The organism is Cryobacterium serini, from assembly GCF_004404025.1.
In the GTDB taxonomy this organism is placed as follows: Bacteria; Actinomycetota; Actinomycetes; order Actinomycetales; family Microbacteriaceae; genus Cryobacterium; species Cryobacterium serini.
Genome location: NZ_SOHN01000009.1, coordinates 237,026 through 251,307 on the forward strand (window position 1 = coordinate 237,026; position 14,282 = coordinate 251,307).

Consider the following 14,282-nt stretch of genomic DNA (forward strand, 5'->3'; position numbering starts at 1 on the left):
ACAGCACTGACTGGAAGAACATCACCGGGCGCGGCGACGACGAGGAGCCGATGAACCAGCCGGCTCCGCTCGATGCTTTTCGCGAAGCCGGAGATGCCGTTTTTGCTGAACTATTGCAGCGGGTGGGGGAGGCCCAGCCGCAGCCGCGCCTCGCTCCAACTCGGCGCGCCCTCGATTTTCTCGGAGACCCGCAGGGATCGTACCCGATCATTCACGTGGCCGGGACGAACGGCAAGACCAGCACGAGCCGCATCGTCGAGAGCATTGTGCGCGCCTACGGGTTACGCACCGGTCTGCTGACCAGCCCGCACCTGGTGCGACTCAACGAGCGCATCGTCATCGATGGCGAACCGATCAGCGACCAGATCCTGGCCGCGAACTGGGCTGACATCAAGCCGTACCTGCAGCTCGTCGACACAGAACTCGAAGCAGCTGGCGAAGTGGCGTTGACGTTCTTCGAAGCGCTCACGGTGCTGGCCTTCGCCTGCTTTGCCGATGCCCCGGTGGACGTAGCCGTGGTCGAGGTCGGCATGGGCGGCGAGTGGGATTCCACCAACGTCGCCGACGGGCAGGTTGCGGTCTTCACCCCGATCGCTCTGGACCACACACTGCGCCTCGGCAATACCGTCGCCGAGATCGCGCGCACCAAGAGCGGCATCATCAAGCCGGCGGCATCCGTTGTCTCGGCCGCCCAGACCCCTGAGGCACAGGCCGAGCTCGACCGCGCGGCCGAGCTCAGCGAATCTACGCTGGCCCGCGAGAACGAGGGCTTCGAATTACTCTCGAGCACCGTCGCCGTCGGCGGACAGGTCATCTCGGTGCGCGGTCTCGCTGGCACTTATAAGGATCTGTTCCTCCCGCTCTACGGCACTCACCAGGCCCAGAATGCGGCTGTAGCCATTGCCGCTGTCGAGTCGTTTCTCGGTGCGGGCAGCCAGGCCCTGGTTGGCGACCTGCTCGCCGAGGGGCTCGGCACCGCGACCTCACCCGGCCGTTTACAGCTCGTCGGCATCGAGCCGACCGTGCTGGTGGATGCCGCGCACAACCCACACGGTGCCGCGGCCCTTGCCGCAGCCCTGGAGGCCTACTTCGACTTCGAGGAAATCGCCGTGGTTGTTGGCATTTTGGCCGACAAGGATGCACAGGGTATCGTCGCTGCGCTCGCGCCCCAGGTCGATCGGTTCTACGTGACCGAGCCGCACTCGGAGCGGGCCGTGCGCACGGACGACCTCGCCGACAATATCGCCGAGTGGACCAGCGACCAAACCACATTCCGCTTTGACGACCTGGCTTCCGCCCTTGACAGCGCTCGCGAATGGGCAGTCGAGGCACCCAAGCGTGCCGTGCTCGTTACCGGGTCGATCGTGCTCGTCGGCGAAGCGATCACCCTGGCCGCTGCCGGCGAATGGATGGAGAAATGACCTCCGTGTCCGCCGACGACGCAGACCCTGACTCTGGTACAGGTCGGTTTCGCCGTTCGTCGGGCCCGCGCTCAGTTAAACGCTCGCTCGCTACCATCGTGCTCGGCTTCGAAACCATCGTCGTGTTTCTCGGCGCGGTGGTCACCCTCGGGTTGGTGTCGGTGGCGACCGAGCCGGGTCTGGTCACACCACTGGCGGTCATCATCGGCGGTGTGCTGCTGTGCCTGTCCATGGTCGCCCTGATCGCACTACTGCGTTTTCGCTGGTCCTACCCGATCGGCTGGCTGCTGCAGGCGGTCATTATTGCGACCGGGTTTGTTACCCCGGCCATGTTTTTTGTTGGCGCACTCTTTGCCGCCATGTGGACGTACTGCATGGTCACCGGCTCACGAATAGATCGTACGCATCCAGATCAACACAAGGAGATTGAATGAATACCAAGGTCGAAGAAACCCTCGTTTTGGTCAAACCCGACGGCGTTGCCCGCAACCTGACCGGCGAGATCCTGCGCCGCATCGAGGCCAAGGGATACTCCCTGGTCGACGTGAAGCTGGTCGAACCCGACCGCTCGCTTCTCGCGGCACACTATGCCGAGCACGAGGGCAAGCCGTTCTTCGAGCCCCTCGTTGAATTCATGGAAAGCGGGCCCATCGTCGCGTTCCGTGTTGCAGGCAATCGGGTTATCGAGGGGTTCCGTGCCCTGGCAGGCACGACCGACCCCACCACCGCCGCGCCCGGCACGATCCGCGGTGACCTCAGCCGCGACTGGGGCTCTAAAGTTCAGCAGAACCTGGTGCACGGTTCAGACTCGCCCGAATCGGCCGCGCGTGAGCTCGCGCTCTGGTTCGACTGACCACACAGAATCCACTATTCGAAGGAACGGCCCGTCTCACCAGTGAGGCGGGCCGTTCCTGTCTGCGATAGCGCGTTACAGCCGGCTCAACACGTCCATGTTGATCTGCGCGACGATAAAGAACACGATGTAGCAGACGATCGTTATGACGAATATCCAGGAATACGCGGCGTCGGCCACCCGGCGAACGGATGCCCCACCGGGCAGGTGGCCCACCGTAAAATTGTACAGTGTCACGGCTAAAAAGGCCGGTATGGTCACCGCCCAGGTCACCATGCACCACGGGCACAGAACATCAAGCACGAAGATACTCTGGCCGATCAACCAGATCACGAAAACGATGGCGGCGAGCATGCCGAGGTTCAGGCCGATCCAGAACCAGCGGGCAAATTTGGCGCCGGCCAGAATAGCGACGCCGATCGTGATCACTACGCTCCAGGCGGCCAGCCCGATCAGCGGGTTCGGAAAGCCGAGCACTGCACCCTGGGGTGAGGCGAGGTTGGTCGCGCATCCGATCAAAACACTGAAGCTGCAACTCAGTTGAGCGTTTGGATCCTCCAGCAGGTGGATCTTGTCCAGTGTGAGAGCGAATGCCGCTGCAAACCCGATTAATCCGGCGATGATCAGGAAAATAGCCAGGCCGGTTGGACGCTGAGAACGCTCTATCTGAGGCACGCTTGCGATTATGCCACGCGTGCGGCGTGGGTTTGTTCGATTACATGCGATAATCGTTGATAGTCGTTGAGCCGCGCTCAAGCAGACGCCACAGCGCTTAATGAGTACAGAGCTTAATGAGTACAGAGCTTGCCTGGGCAACAGTCGCTCAGAATTAGGGTCCCACGATCCGAAGTATTTGCAGCCAGAGCACAGTCCCCGAACAGCACGAGGGGGCAAAGCCGGTTGCCGCAGTAAAAAGTTCGCGGAATTGCCACGAAGGTGTCGATCCCGCACGAGAGAGTAACCGGTGGGTGGCGCGGTCATCCACAGCGGTCAAGGAGCGCACCAGTGATGGTGGAAGACAACGAAAACAAGAAACGCAAGAGCCTGTTCGGCCCTCGCAAATCAACCAGGAAGGCGCCGGTCACTCGGTCGATAGATCCGGCGATCGAGGCCGCGACCGCATCGGGCCCCGCTGATCACGAAACCGCTGAGCCTGTACCCGCCAGGACAACCATCGCGGAGTACAACAACGTCACCGGAGCGCAGCAGACAGCCGATGCTACGCCCGTAAACGACGAAGCGAACGACGAGCCAGTAGCGCCGGCAGCGGCACCCGTACGACCGTCGTTTTCTCTGTTGTTCCAGGCACCGGAAATCCTGCCGATGATGGCACGCACGGGTATCCGCTCGTCGCAGGAATCGCACCAACAAGAGCGCGTTCTGGACGACGACGAGGAAGAAGAAGCGACGACGGTTCGTCGTCGAGCCCGTCGGCGCACCGGCGACGAGAATAGGTCAGGCACCGACGACCCCGCCAACACGGTGGTCAAGGTGCGCGCCCCGCGCGAACCCGAACTTATCACCGAACCTCAGCGCATCAAGGGGTCCACACGGCTCGAAGCAAAGAAGCAGCGTCGCCGTGACGGCCGTGACGCCGGTCGCCGCCGCCCGGTCATCACGGAGGCCGAGTTCCTCGCCCGTCGAGAGTCCGTCGACCGCCTCATGGTCGTGCGCGCCAAGCACAATAAAATCCAGATCGGTGTGCTCGAAGACGGCGTGCTGGTCGAGCACTACGTCGCCAAGAATCAGGATGCCTCGCTGATCGGCAACGTCTACCTCGGGCGCGTCCAGAACGTGCTCCCGAGCATGGAAGCAGCCTTCGTTGACATCGGGCGTGGTCGCAACGCCGTGCTCTACTCCGGTGAAGTTGACTGGGACGCTGCCGCCGAGAACTCCGGCAGCTCTAATCAGGCCCGCCGCATCGAGCTCGCCCTCAAGCCGGGCGACAAGGTGCTCGTGCAGGTCACGAAAGATCCGATCGGGCACAAGGGCGCCCGCCTCACCAGCCAGGTTTCCCTGCCCGGCCGCTACCTGGTCTACGTACCCAACGGTTCGATGAACGGCATCAGCCGCAAGCTTCCCGATACTGAACGCGCCCGCCTGAAGAAGATCCTCAAGGAGGTTCTTCCCGACAACGTTGGCGTGATCGTGCGCACCGCAGCCGAGGGCGCGACCGACGAGCAGCTCACCGTCGACGTCAACCGACTTCGTGAGCAGTGGGCGAGCATCTCTGAGCAGGTCGAGTCTGCGCAGGCACCCGCCGAGCTGCACAGCGAGCCGGACCTGCTGGTCAAAATCGTGCGGGACGTCTTCAACGAAGACTTCCAGCGCATGGTCGTGGCCGGCCCCGACGTGCGCTCCACGATCGAGACTTACCTCAGCCAGGTCGCTCCCGACCTGCTCGAGCGCGTCGAAACCTACGAGGGCGAGATTGACTCCTTCGATGAGTTCCGCATCTCGGAGCAGATCGAGAAAGCTCTCGACCGCAAGGTCTGGCTGCCGTCCGGTGGCTCCCTGGTGATCGACCGCACCGAAGCCATGACCGTTGTCGACGTCAACACCGGCAAGTTCGTCGGCAGCGGCGGCAACCTCGAAGAGACCGTCACCAAGAACAACTTGGAAGCGGCCGAAGAGATCGTGCGGCAGCTGCGCCTGCGCGACATCGGCGGCATCATCGTCGTCGACTTCATCGACATGGTGCTCGAGAGCAACCGCGACCTCGTGTCGCGTCGCTTGATCGAATGCCTCAGCCGGGACCGCACCAAGCACCAGGTGGCCGAGGTGACTTCTCTCGGACTCGTTCAGATGACCCGCAAGAAGCTCGGCCTCGGGCTGCTGGAATCCTTCAGCGAGAACTGTGAGTCCTGCGCCGGCCGCGGCATCATTGTGCACCACGACCCCGTTATCAAACACCGCCAGACCGCACAGCCGCCGCAGGAACGCCGCCCACGCGCCAAGGGCAGCAGCACTGCGTCCAGCACAAACGGTGGAAACAATGCTTCCGGAAATGGCCGCGACAACTCGGGCCAGCGCGACAGTTTCAACCGTGACGCACACTTCGGCAGCAGTACCGGGTTTGATGCGCCGAAGAGCGGTCAGGGCACCCACGGCATCACCGAGGACGCCAAGCAGGCTCTCGCGCTGATCGCCGCTCGTACCATCACCCGCACCGGGTCCATCGCGATCATCCCAGCGCCAGATGCGCGGGCAGCGGGTAATGACGCAGCGAAGGCCGCGCCGGTCTCCACCGAGGCGACCAGCACCGGGCAGGCGACCATCGAGCAGGCCAGCACGGAACAGGTTACGACCGCGCAGGCCAGCACCGCGCAGGCCAGCACCGAGCGGGCCGAGCAGGCCGAGCAGGCCGAGCAGGCCGAACCGGCGAGCACAGAGCGTTCACGCGGTCGACAGTCACGTTCGCGCGGCCAAAATGGGCGTACCCAGCAGTCGCGGTCCGAGCAGGCCCGCGCCCGCCAGGCCGGCACAGAACAGGCGAACACGGTACAGGCGAGCACGGAACAGGCCAGCACGGAACAGGCTGAACCGGCGGTATCCGCTGCACCGGTCAGTGAGCAGGTCTCCACCCAGGCAGTACCGGATGCCGCACCCCGCACCCGCGGCGGCCGTAGCACCCTTGCAGCCGGAGCGCCGGCCGTTTCCACGCCGGAAGTACAGACTCCCGTGTTCGATACCTCGGAGTCCGTCGATATCCTCGACATTCCGGTGAAGAAGTCGACGCGCACCGCGCGGCGCCCCAGCAAACAGGTCACCGACCAGTTGCTGGATTCCGTGCTCGACTCGCTGCCGGAACCGAAACTCCCCGGCCAGGGGCGGGCGCGCAGCCGCCGCGTCACGACCGCCGGTGGTTCCGCCGGCCAGGTTATTTTGACAGCTTCGGGTAATGCGACCTCCGCGTCGACACCCAGCCAACTGCCACACGGCGACTAGGCACCCGATAGAAGTCAGACGGTAACGCAATCGGCGGGCAGCTCCCTCTCCTGCGGCGATGGCCTTTCGGCCTCACCGTGGGGGTGTTGGTGGTGCTCGCCGTTTTCGTCGTGCGGGCACTGTCGCCCGCCTTCGTCAACGATCAGCTGAGCGATTTTCAACTGCCCGACCGGGTGCAAGACACCCTGACGCTGGCGATGAGCGTCATCATCGAGTCGGTGCCATTCGTTTTTCTGGGCATTCTGCTCTCGGCGGTCGTGCAGGTCTGGCTGCCACACGGCGTTCTGGCCCGACACCTACCGCGAAACCCGATCCTGCGACGTGCTTCGATTTCACTGCTCGGCATGTTCTTCCCGGTCTGCGAGTGCGGCAACGTGCCCCTCGCGCGCGGATTCATGGTGGGCGGGTTTACCGTCTCCGAATCGATCACGTTTCTGCTCGCCGCGCCCATTTTAAATCCGATCACCATCATTACCACGCATCAGGCCTTCGGCTGGGACGGCCACATTCTGGTAGCGCGGTTGGTCGGCGGATTCCTCATCGCCAACGTGGTGGGCTGGCTGTTCAGCAAGCACCCCGACCCGCAGAGCTTGTTGACGACCAGGTTCGCGGCGGCCTGCGCCGTGGGCTCCACGAGCGGGCACGATCATGCGCATGCTCGCGAGAGCCGGTTCAGCCAGACCACCGAGATTTTCATTCGCGAAACCTCGGTCATCATGCCGGCCTTGTTCATCGGTTCCGCCGTGGCCGCACTCACCCAGGTCTTCGTGCCGCGGTCGGTGCTGCTCGCCCTCGGCAGCAACCCGGTCTGGTCGGTGCTCGCCATGATGGCCCTGGCCTTCATCGTGGCGGTCTGCTCCAACGTTGATGCGTTCTTCGTGCTGTCGTTCGGCAGCACCTTTCTGCCCGGCGGAATCGTGGCCTTCCTCGTGTTCGGTGCCCTGATCGACGTCAAGATGCTCGCACTCATGCGTACGACCTTCACGAGCCGTACCCTGGTGCAGATTACGGTCGTGGTGGGGCTGATGAGTGCGGCCCTCGGATTACTGGTGAACTATGTTGCCTGACGCAAAGTTGTCCGAGGCCTTAAGATATTGGGCTGAGCGCTGGCAGGGCGTGCTGCTCAGCCTCGTGGTGGTCGTCGCGACGCTGTGGCTGGCCCTGAGCGGCCAACTTGGCCTCTACATTCACCCCCGCTACTTCGTCTTCACGATTGCCATGGCCGTCATCGGGCTCGTGCTGGTCGGTGCCGGGTTCGCCCGTCGCCGCGGTTTCGAAGTCGAACGCACCGGTCGCGTCGCAACGACGCTCACCGGGGTCGGAGTCGTGCTGCTGGTGATCATGGGGGTAGCCATGGTCGTCGTTCCGCCGACCACCCTGACCAGCGCCACCGCGACCCAGCGCGAGGTGAACTCCGGCGGGCTCGGCACCGAGGACGACGCCGACCAAGCCGCCGCGCTTATCGGCACCGGCGACTTCGAGCAGCTCAGCGTGCGCGAATGGGTCTCCCTGCTCGCGCAGTCCTCCGATCCTGGGTTCTACGCCGACAAGACCGCGCAGGTCACCGGATTCGTTACGCCGGACGCCAAGGATCCCGAGAACGTGTTCTACGTGGCCCGATTCGTTGTCACCTGCTGCGCCGTCGATGCCCAGCCGATCGGTGTTCCGGTCTATCTTCCGGGCTGGCAGGCCGAGTACGAGATCGATGACTGGGTACAGGTCACCGGTCGGTTCGACCCGAGCGTGAGTGCGACGGCGAGCGACCCGCTCGCGATCACCCCGGTCGAGATCCTTCCCGTCGACCAGCCGAAGGACCCCTATGTCTACTGAGCTCACGACCGATCTGCTCACCGGCCAACCGCTCCGGCCACGGTCGATGCGCCCATTCCGTCGCACCCTCTGGATGCTCGTGGGCGGCCTGGTCGCGGCGTGCCTTGCCCTCGTCGCCGTCAACCTGCTGACCGGCCCCCGGCTCACCGACGTCGACGTCGATACGAATGCCGTGGTCTCGACGCCAAATGCACGCCTGGTGCTGGCGACCAACCGTCAATTGGCCTTAGTCAGGCCCGAGCAGGTCAGCATCGAGCCGGCCACGGCCTTCCAGGTGACAACGAGCGCAAATTCCGTCGTGATTTCCTTTCCCCAGCTACTCGCTTACAACACCGACTACGCGGTCTCCGTGCGGGGGGCCACCGGCACGGCTGTCAATCGCGAAGGAACGCTCAGCGCGGAATTCAGCACGAGCGAACCGCCGCTCTACTATCTCAATCGTGCGCAGCCGGCCGCCGAAGCAGGAACGCGCGGCACCGACCGCATCCTGCGCACCACGACCGGTTCGACCGACACCGCCGTGGTCTTCCAATCCGCGAACATTCAACAATTCGTGCCGATGGGCAGCGAACTCGCTGTGGTCACCGTCAACCCCGATCTGGCCAACGCGCTCTCCCGCGTCGACGCCGACGGCACCGCCGAAGTCCTCAACCTGCCCGGCGTCGGTCTCGTGCACGACCTGCAGGCGGCACCCGGTCAGTCCCTGCTTGGTTTTCGTTTTACCAGCGCAGCGGATGCCGCCGGCCCGCACTACGAGAACGTGCTGTTCGTGCTCGACCTGCGCACCAATGCCGCTACGGCCGTCACAGGCCTCGAAGGGGACCCGCTGAGTGTCACGACGTGGGGTTTCATGCACGGTCGCGCCGACATCATTGCGCAGCAATACGACTCGACCTTGCTGCTGATCAATCCGCAAAACCAGTCCGGCGGCAACCCGCTCGAAAACGAACCGGAATTCGCCGCACCGGTTCCGTTGGGGCAATTCGCCAACCTCACCGCGTTCGCACCCGACGGGGTACGCATTGCGGTCTCTGACCGCGACGGCCAGTACGTGCTCGACCTTTCGCAGGGCACAGAGTCGCCCATCGTGCCGCAGAGCGTGGCCGGTACCACCCGGTACACCGCCGAGCTACGCTTTCGCGCCGGGGGAGTCGGCTCCGACTCCGACGGTTATGTGCAGCGGGTCGCCGAGTTCGACGCCACCACCGGTTCGGTCAGGCAGTATCTCTCGTTGGTGCAGGGTGGTGAGGCGCGCACCGTCTATTCACCGGCATCCGCTGACGAAACCATCGTTGGTTTCGAACTCTCGCCGAATGACCAGTTCCTGGCCGTGCAGATCGTGCCGAACCGTGACACCGAGCTTTTAGATGGATACCCAGTCAATGCTCAGGCAACGGATGTGACGACCCTGTTCGTGAACGTGGCCACCGGTGCCGTGCGCCGCAGCGTGCTGGGCTTCGACGCCACCTGGCAGTAGCCGAGCCCTACAGCCCTCGCCGCTCCCGGGCGGTCACGCGCAGTCCGCTGGAGCGCAGCCGCACGATCATTTCGCGAAAGCTCACCGGCACGGCCCCCGCGGAGACCAGATCGGCGTAGCGCGCCTCAGGGACGTCGTAGTGGTCACGGTCGAAACCACGCTGCGGAATGCCGGCTGCGGCCGCGAAAGCGTGCAATTCTTCAAGATCCGCGTCGCTCACGAGGTGCGCCCACACGGTTCCGTGCGCCGGCCAGCTAGGCTGGTCGATAAGTATTGCCATGATCGAAGTCTACGAGCCGCATTGGTTCAGACGCCGAGGGTTTAGACACGCCGCGCCTTTGGTTTGACCACGGGTAGCGGATCAGGTAAAGTCAACCCTTGGTGTGCGTTAGGCAATATCAACGCAAATGCCATGATTTTCTGAGTGCGCTGGGCCAACCGGTTCGTGCGCGCAGTCAATTGACAGCAGCGAATTTTCAGATTCGGAGCCTTTGGGGCTCCCCAGAGATTGGTACGTAAAGTGGTTTACGCAGTTGTGCGCGCCGGAGGGCGGCAGGAGAAGGTAGAGGTCGGTACCATCGTGACGATGGACCGAATCAAGGCTGACAAGGACGGCAACGTCGAGCTGGCCGCCGTGCTTCTCGTCGACGGCGACAAGATCACCTCTGACTCTACGTCGCTGGCCAAGATCAAGGTCACCGCCGAGGTTTTGAACAACCTTCGCGGTCCGAAGATCGTCATCCAGAAGTTCAAGAACAAGACCGGGTACAAGAAGCGTCAGGGGCACCGTCAGGAGCTCACTCGCGTTCAGGTTACCGGCATCGCCTAGGCCTGAGGAGATAGACAGATGGCACACAAAAAAGGTGCGAGTTCCACTCGCAACGGTCGCGACTCGAACGCCCAGCGCCTCGGCGTAAAGCGCTTCGGAGGTCAGGTTGTCGGCGCGGGCGAGATCATCGTTCGTCAGCGCGGCACGCACTTCCACCCCGGCATCAACGTCGGCCGTGGCGGCGACGACACGCTCTTCGCCCTCGAGGCTGGGTCCGTGCAGTTCGGCGCCAAGGGTGGCCGCAAGGTCATCAACATTGTGGTCGCAGCCGCGTAGGTTCCACAGCACAGCATTTTTTAGCACAGCGTCAGGGCGGGCTTCGGTCCGCCCTGACGTGTTTGTCCGTAACAGATTTGCGTATTGACCAGTTCTACCGCACATAGTTTCATAGCACCGTGTTTTGAAGCACTTTCTGCGCCACCTGAAAGGGGCACTCCATGGCCACATTCGTTGACCACGTGACGCTGCATTTACGAGCGGGCAATGGAGGAAACGGCTGCGTTTCGGTCAAACGCGAAAAGTTCAAACCCCTTGCCGGCCCCGATGGCGGTAACGGCGGCGGCGGCGGCGACCTCGTGCTCGTCGCTGACCCGAGCACGACCACCCTGCTCGGTTACCACCGTTCGCCCCACCGCAGCTCCGACAACGGCGGACCGGGTATGGGGGACCACCGCAATGGTCACAACGGGGACATGCGCGAGCTCATGGTGCCAATCGGCACGGTCGTTAAAGACGTTGAGGGTAACCAGCTCCTCGATATGAACGAACCCGGCCTGCGCCTCATCGTCGCTCCCGGCGGCCAGGGCGGGCTCGGTAATGCTGCCCTCGCCTCGACCAAGCGGAAGGCCCCCGGCTTTGCCCTGCTCGGCACGCTCGGCTGGGAAGGCGACGTCTATCTCGAGCTCAAGACCGTAGCGGATGTCGCCCTGGTCGGCTATCCCTCGGCTGGCAAGTCCAGCCTCATCGCCGCCATGAGCGCGGCTCGGCCGAAGATCGCTGACTACCCGTTCACCACGCTGCACCCCAACCTCGGCGTCGTCGAGTCGGGCGAGTCGCGCTACACCATCGCCGATGTACCCGGCCTCATTGAAGGAGCAAGCGAAGGCAAGGGTCTCGGCCTCGAGTTTTTGCGGCACGTCGAACGCTGCACCGCCCTGCTGCACGTGCTGGACTGTGCCACGCTCGAGCCCGGCCGTGACCCGATCAGCGACCTCGACGTCATCCTCGGCGAACTCGACGCCTACCCGGTGCCCGAGGGCCAGAAACCGCTACTGCAGCGCTCGCAGCTCATAGCCCTGAACAAGATCGACGTACCGGAGGGCCGCGAACTGGCCTCCTTCGTCAAGGCAGACCTCGAAGCGCGCGGTTACCGTGTGTTCGAGATTTCCAGCGTCACTCACGAAGGGCTTAAGCAACTCAACTACGCCCTCGCCGAGGTCGTAGAACAGGGCCGCGCCGAGGCCGCCGCAGCCGAAGCGAAGAAGCCGCGCATTATCATCCGTCCCAAGGCCGTCGACGAGGGTGGCTTCGTCATCAAGGTTGAGGGTGGTACCTTCGGCAACATTTACCGCATCCTCGGTACCAAGCCGGAACGGTGGATTCAACAGACCGACTTCACCAACGACGAGGCCGTCGGCTTCCTCGCCGACAGGCTCGCCAAACTCGGCATCGAGAACGCGCTGTACAAGTCGGGTGCCGTTGCCGGTTCGACGGTCATCATTGGCCCCGGCCACGGTGTCGTCTTCGACTGGGAGCCGACGCTGACCTCGACCGCCGAGCTCATCACCGCTCCGCGCGGCACCGATTCCCGTCTCGACGAGCCCAAGCGCCGCACGAGCAACGAACGCCGCGAGGAGTACTTCGGTCGGATGGACGCCAAGTCCTCAGCCCGCGCCGAGCTCATCCGCGAGCGTGAAGCCGGCATGTGGCAGACCGGCGAAGAGGAATACAACGAAGACGTGCGCCTCGCCGACGTAGAGTTGACCACCGATGGGGCAGTTGCTTCCGCTGACACCTCGTCGGCGGACGAAGCTGCGATCGAAGCCGAAGCCGAGGTCGACAGCAGCAACGACGTCGACAGAGACACGGCGGAGGAAGATCAGAAGTGAGTGGCTTAGCCAGGGAAAATGTAGCGGGCGCGAAACGCGTCGTTGTGAAAGTTGGGTCCTCGTCGATTAGCGGCGAGAATTCCGACCAGATCACGCCCCTCGTTGACGCTCTGGCCGAGGCCTACGGTCGCGGCACGGAGGTCGTACTGATCTCCTCGGGCGCCGTCGCGACCGGCATGCCGTTCCTCAACCTCGACGAGCGCCCCAGCGACGTGGCTACGCAGCAGGCCGCCGCCGCCGTCGGTCAGAACGTATTGATCTTTCGCTATCAAGAGAGCCTGGACCGCTATGGCATCGCGGCCGGCACGGTGCTCTTGACCGAGGGCGACGCCCTCAAGGAACCCCACCGCAGCAACACGCGTCGGGCCCTCGAACGTTTGCTCGACCTGCGCATTCTGCCCGTTGTCAACGAGAACGACACCGTCGCGGTCTATGGTTTGCGGTTCGGCAGTAACGACCGCCTCGCCGCGCTGGTAGCAACCCTCATCCGTGCCGACCTCCTGATCATGCTCAGCGACGTTGACGCGCTCTACACCAGGCCGCCGCACCTGCCTGGCGCAAAGAAGCTCAACTTTATTGCCGCGGATGACCCGCTCGATGGTTTCGAATTCAGTTCCAGTGGAGCAACCGGTGTCGGTACCGGGGGAGCGAGCACCAAGGTCGTGGCCGCCCGTCTGGCGACCGAGGCCGGCACCGCTGTCCTGGTGACGTCGACCGAGCTGGCTGCCGCAGCCCTCCGCGGCGAGCACGTCGGCACGTGGTTTGAACCGAAAGTGAGTGAAGAGCGCCGCGCGCTGCTCTAGTGGAGTTTGGGTGTGTGCACTGGGTTAGTCTTCACACGCCACCACCCCGGCTCGTGGCGGTGAAAAGCCTTCGCTGCATTCGGTAAACTGCCAAAAGCCACGCACGGCGCGGCCCTTATTCTCGCCGGAGGTTTAGTTGTCTGTGGGGTTGCACGTTGTGAGTGTAAAAATCGTGGGGCTCGCGAGTCGATGAGGGCGCACTCGCAGCACGTCGTTCAATCAGCGTCGCGCATCGTCGTCAAGGTTGGGTCCTCATCGATCAGCGGTGAAAACTCCGGTCAGATTGCGCCGCTCGTCGACGCCTTGGCCGAAGCCCATGCTCGGGGTACCGAGGTGGTTTTGGTGTCATCCGGTGCTATCGCAATTGGAATGCCGTATCTACAACTGCAGGAAAGACCAACTGACCTGGCCACCCAGCAGGCGGCGGCATCCGTTGGTCAGAACCTGTTGATCTTTCGGTACCAAGACAGACTCGACCGTTACGACATCGTGGCCGGTCAGGTGTTGCTTACGGCGAGTGACCTCGAGAACGCCACTCACCGCGGCAACGCCCAGCGCGCCATGGAACGCCTGATGGCACTGCGTATTCTTCCGATCGTCAACGAAAATGACACGGTTGCCACCCATGAAATTAGATTCGGGGACAACGACCGGCTGGCCGCGCTCGTTGCCACTTTGATCGGCGCAGACCTGCTCGTGCTCCTTAGTGATGTCGATGCCCTCTACACCTGCCCGCCGGACCTGCCCGGGGCAGAACGCATCAGCCACGTTGCGTTCGGTGACCCTATGGTCGGCATGGAATTCGGCGCAACAGCCGTCAACGGAGTCGGTACCGGGGGAGCCAGCACCAAGGTGACGGCGGCGCGCATCGCCGCCCAAGCCGGAACTGCCGTGCTGGTCACCGCGACCGGGCTGGTGGCCGAGGCTTTGCGCGGTGAGCCGGTGGGAACCTGGTTTGAACCCTCGACGGCGCCATCAGGACTGCGTATTTCCTGAGAGTCGAGAATAGTCTC

General features: G+C 63.5%; 14 protein-coding genes. 12 read left to right on the forward strand and 2 right to left on the reverse strand.

The window, feature by feature from the left end; genetic code table 11:
• Window positions 1-50: 50 nt before the first annotated feature.
• The 3 genes from E3T51_RS06670 to ndk are packed head-to-tail and all read left to right on the forward strand — an operon-like array spanning window position 51 to window position 2,274.
• Window positions 51-1,421 carry a bifunctional folylpolyglutamate synthase/dihydrofolate synthase gene (locus tag E3T51_RS06670; RefSeq protein WP_134529416.1) on the forward strand — a complete coding sequence of 457 codons (1,371 nt, stop codon included), beginning with the start codon at window positions 51-53 and terminating at the stop codon, window positions 1,419-1,421.
• On the forward strand, window positions 1,418-1,855 hold the full coding sequence (locus E3T51_RS06675; RefSeq protein ID WP_166806407.1) for a DUF4233 domain-containing protein: 438 nt from the start codon (window positions 1,418-1,420) through the stop codon (window positions 1,853-1,855). The genes E3T51_RS06670 and E3T51_RS06675 overlap by 4 nt, the downstream gene beginning before the upstream one ends.
• Window positions 1,852-2,274: a nucleoside-diphosphate kinase gene (gene ndk / locus E3T51_RS06680; protein ID WP_134528974.1), complete on the forward strand. Its 423-nt coding sequence runs from the start codon at window positions 1,852-1,854 to the stop codon at window positions 2,272-2,274. The genes E3T51_RS06675 and ndk overlap by 4 nt, the downstream gene beginning before the upstream one ends.
• 75 nt (window positions 2,275-2,349) lie before the next feature.
• Here ndk and E3T51_RS06685 read toward each other — a convergent pair whose 3' ends face one another.
• Entirely contained in the window at window positions 2,350-2,949 is a 600-nt protein-coding gene (locus E3T51_RS06685) for a vitamin K epoxide reductase family protein (RefSeq protein ID WP_241989206.1), read from the reverse strand.
• Window positions 2,950-3,282: 333 nt separating this feature from the next.
• On the opposite strand from E3T51_RS06685, the gene E3T51_RS06690 reads away from it, so the two are divergent.
• The 4 genes from E3T51_RS06690 (at window position 3,283) to E3T51_RS06705 (ending at window position 9,529) form a co-directional block, all read left to right on the forward strand.
• On the forward strand, window positions 3,283-6,222 hold the full coding sequence (locus E3T51_RS06690) for an Rne/Rng family ribonuclease (RefSeq protein ID WP_134529417.1): 2,940 nt from the start codon (window positions 3,283-3,285) through the stop codon (window positions 6,220-6,222).
• Window positions 6,223-6,299: 77 nt separating this feature from the next.
• Window positions 6,300-7,289, forward strand: coding sequence for a permease (locus E3T51_RS06695; RefSeq protein ID WP_134528978.1), 990 nt, complete (start codon window positions 6,300-6,302; stop codon window positions 7,287-7,289).
• Window positions 7,279-8,052, forward strand: a complete 774-nt coding sequence (locus tag E3T51_RS06700; protein WP_134528980.1) for a TIGR03943 family putative permease subunit — start codon at window positions 7,279-7,281, stop codon at window positions 8,050-8,052. The genes E3T51_RS06695 and E3T51_RS06700 overlap by 11 nt, the downstream gene beginning before the upstream one ends.
• Window positions 8,042-9,529 (forward strand): hypothetical protein, encoded by a 1,488-nt coding sequence (locus E3T51_RS06705; RefSeq protein ID WP_134528982.1) that lies wholly within the window; start codon window positions 8,042-8,044, stop codon window positions 9,527-9,529. The genes E3T51_RS06700 and E3T51_RS06705 overlap by 11 nt, the downstream gene beginning before the upstream one ends.
• Window positions 9,530-9,536: 7 nt before the next feature.
• On the opposite strand, the gene E3T51_RS06710 is transcribed toward E3T51_RS06705, so the two are convergent.
• The gene (locus E3T51_RS06710; RefSeq protein WP_134528984.1) at window positions 9,537-9,809 is read right to left on the reverse strand and encodes a DUF4031 domain-containing protein; all 273 of its coding nucleotides are present in this window, start codon (window positions 9,807-9,809) and stop codon (window positions 9,537-9,539) included.
• 240 nt (window positions 9,810-10,049) lie between these two features.
• Between E3T51_RS06710 and rplU the strand changes: the two genes are divergently transcribed.
• The 5 genes from rplU (at window position 10,050) to proB (E3T51_RS06735) (ending at window position 14,265) form a co-directional block, all read left to right on the forward strand.
• Window positions 10,050-10,358 carry a 50S ribosomal protein L21 gene (gene rplU / locus E3T51_RS06715; protein WP_104081810.1) on the forward strand — a complete coding sequence of 103 codons (309 nt, stop codon included), beginning with the start codon at window positions 10,050-10,052 and terminating at the stop codon, window positions 10,356-10,358.
• An 18-nt stretch (window positions 10,359-10,376) separates the two neighbouring features.
• Window positions 10,377-10,634, forward strand: coding sequence for a 50S ribosomal protein L27 (gene rpmA, locus E3T51_RS06720; protein WP_104128962.1), 258 nt, complete (start codon window positions 10,377-10,379; stop codon window positions 10,632-10,634).
• A 161-nt stretch (window positions 10,635-10,795) separates the two neighbouring features.
• Complete coding sequence (obgE, locus tag E3T51_RS06725; protein ID WP_134528986.1) at window positions 10,796-12,466, forward strand: GTPase ObgE; 1,671 nt, start codon at window positions 10,796-10,798, stop codon at window positions 12,464-12,466.
• On the forward strand, window positions 12,463-13,269 hold the full coding sequence (gene proB / locus E3T51_RS06730; protein ID WP_134528988.1) for a glutamate 5-kinase: 807 nt from the start codon (window positions 12,463-12,465) through the stop codon (window positions 13,267-13,269). Before obgE ends, proB (E3T51_RS06730) begins: the two co-directional genes overlap by 4 nt.
• Window positions 13,270-13,458: 189 nt before the next feature.
• On the forward strand, window positions 13,459-14,265 hold the full coding sequence (gene proB / locus E3T51_RS06735) for a glutamate 5-kinase (protein WP_134528989.1): 807 nt from the start codon (window positions 13,459-13,461) through the stop codon (window positions 14,263-14,265).
• The last annotated feature ends 17 nt before the right edge of the window (window positions 14,266-14,282 follow it).

What these genes read in the sequence shown, in the direction of transcription:
- E3T51_RS06670 (WP_134529416.1), top strand. Translation starts at nt 51, where the DNA reads ATGAACCAGCCGGCTCCGCTCGATGCTTTTCGCGAAGCCGGAGATGCC.
- E3T51_RS06675 (WP_166806407.1), top strand. Translation starts at nt 1,418, where the DNA reads ATGACCTCCGTGTCCGCCGACGACGCAGACCCTGACTCTGGTACAGGT.
- ndk (WP_134528974.1), top strand. Translation starts at nt 1,852, where the DNA reads ATGAATACCAAGGTCGAAGAAACCCTCGTTTTGGTCAAACCCGACGGC.
- E3T51_RS06690 (WP_134529417.1), top strand. Translation starts at nt 3,283, where the DNA reads ATGGTGGAAGACAACGAAAACAAGAAACGCAAGAGCCTGTTCGGCCCT.
- E3T51_RS06700 (WP_134528980.1), top strand. Translation starts at nt 7,279, where the DNA reads ATGTTGCCTGACGCAAAGTTGTCCGAGGCCTTAAGATATTGGGCTGAG.
- E3T51_RS06705 (WP_134528982.1), top strand. Translation starts at nt 8,042, where the DNA reads ATGTCTACTGAGCTCACGACCGATCTGCTCACCGGCCAACCGCTCCGG.
- E3T51_RS06710 (WP_134528984.1), bottom strand. Translation starts at nt 9,809, where the DNA reads ATGGCAATACTTATCGACCAGCCTAGCTGGCCGGCGCACGGAACCGTG.
- rpmA (WP_104128962.1), top strand. Translation starts at nt 10,377, where the DNA reads ATGGCACACAAAAAAGGTGCGAGTTCCACTCGCAACGGTCGCGACTCG.
- obgE (WP_134528986.1), top strand. Translation starts at nt 10,796, where the DNA reads ATGGCCACATTCGTTGACCACGTGACGCTGCATTTACGAGCGGGCAAT.
- proB (WP_134528989.1), top strand. Translation starts at nt 13,459, where the DNA reads ATGAGGGCGCACTCGCAGCACGTCGTTCAATCAGCGTCGCGCATCGTC.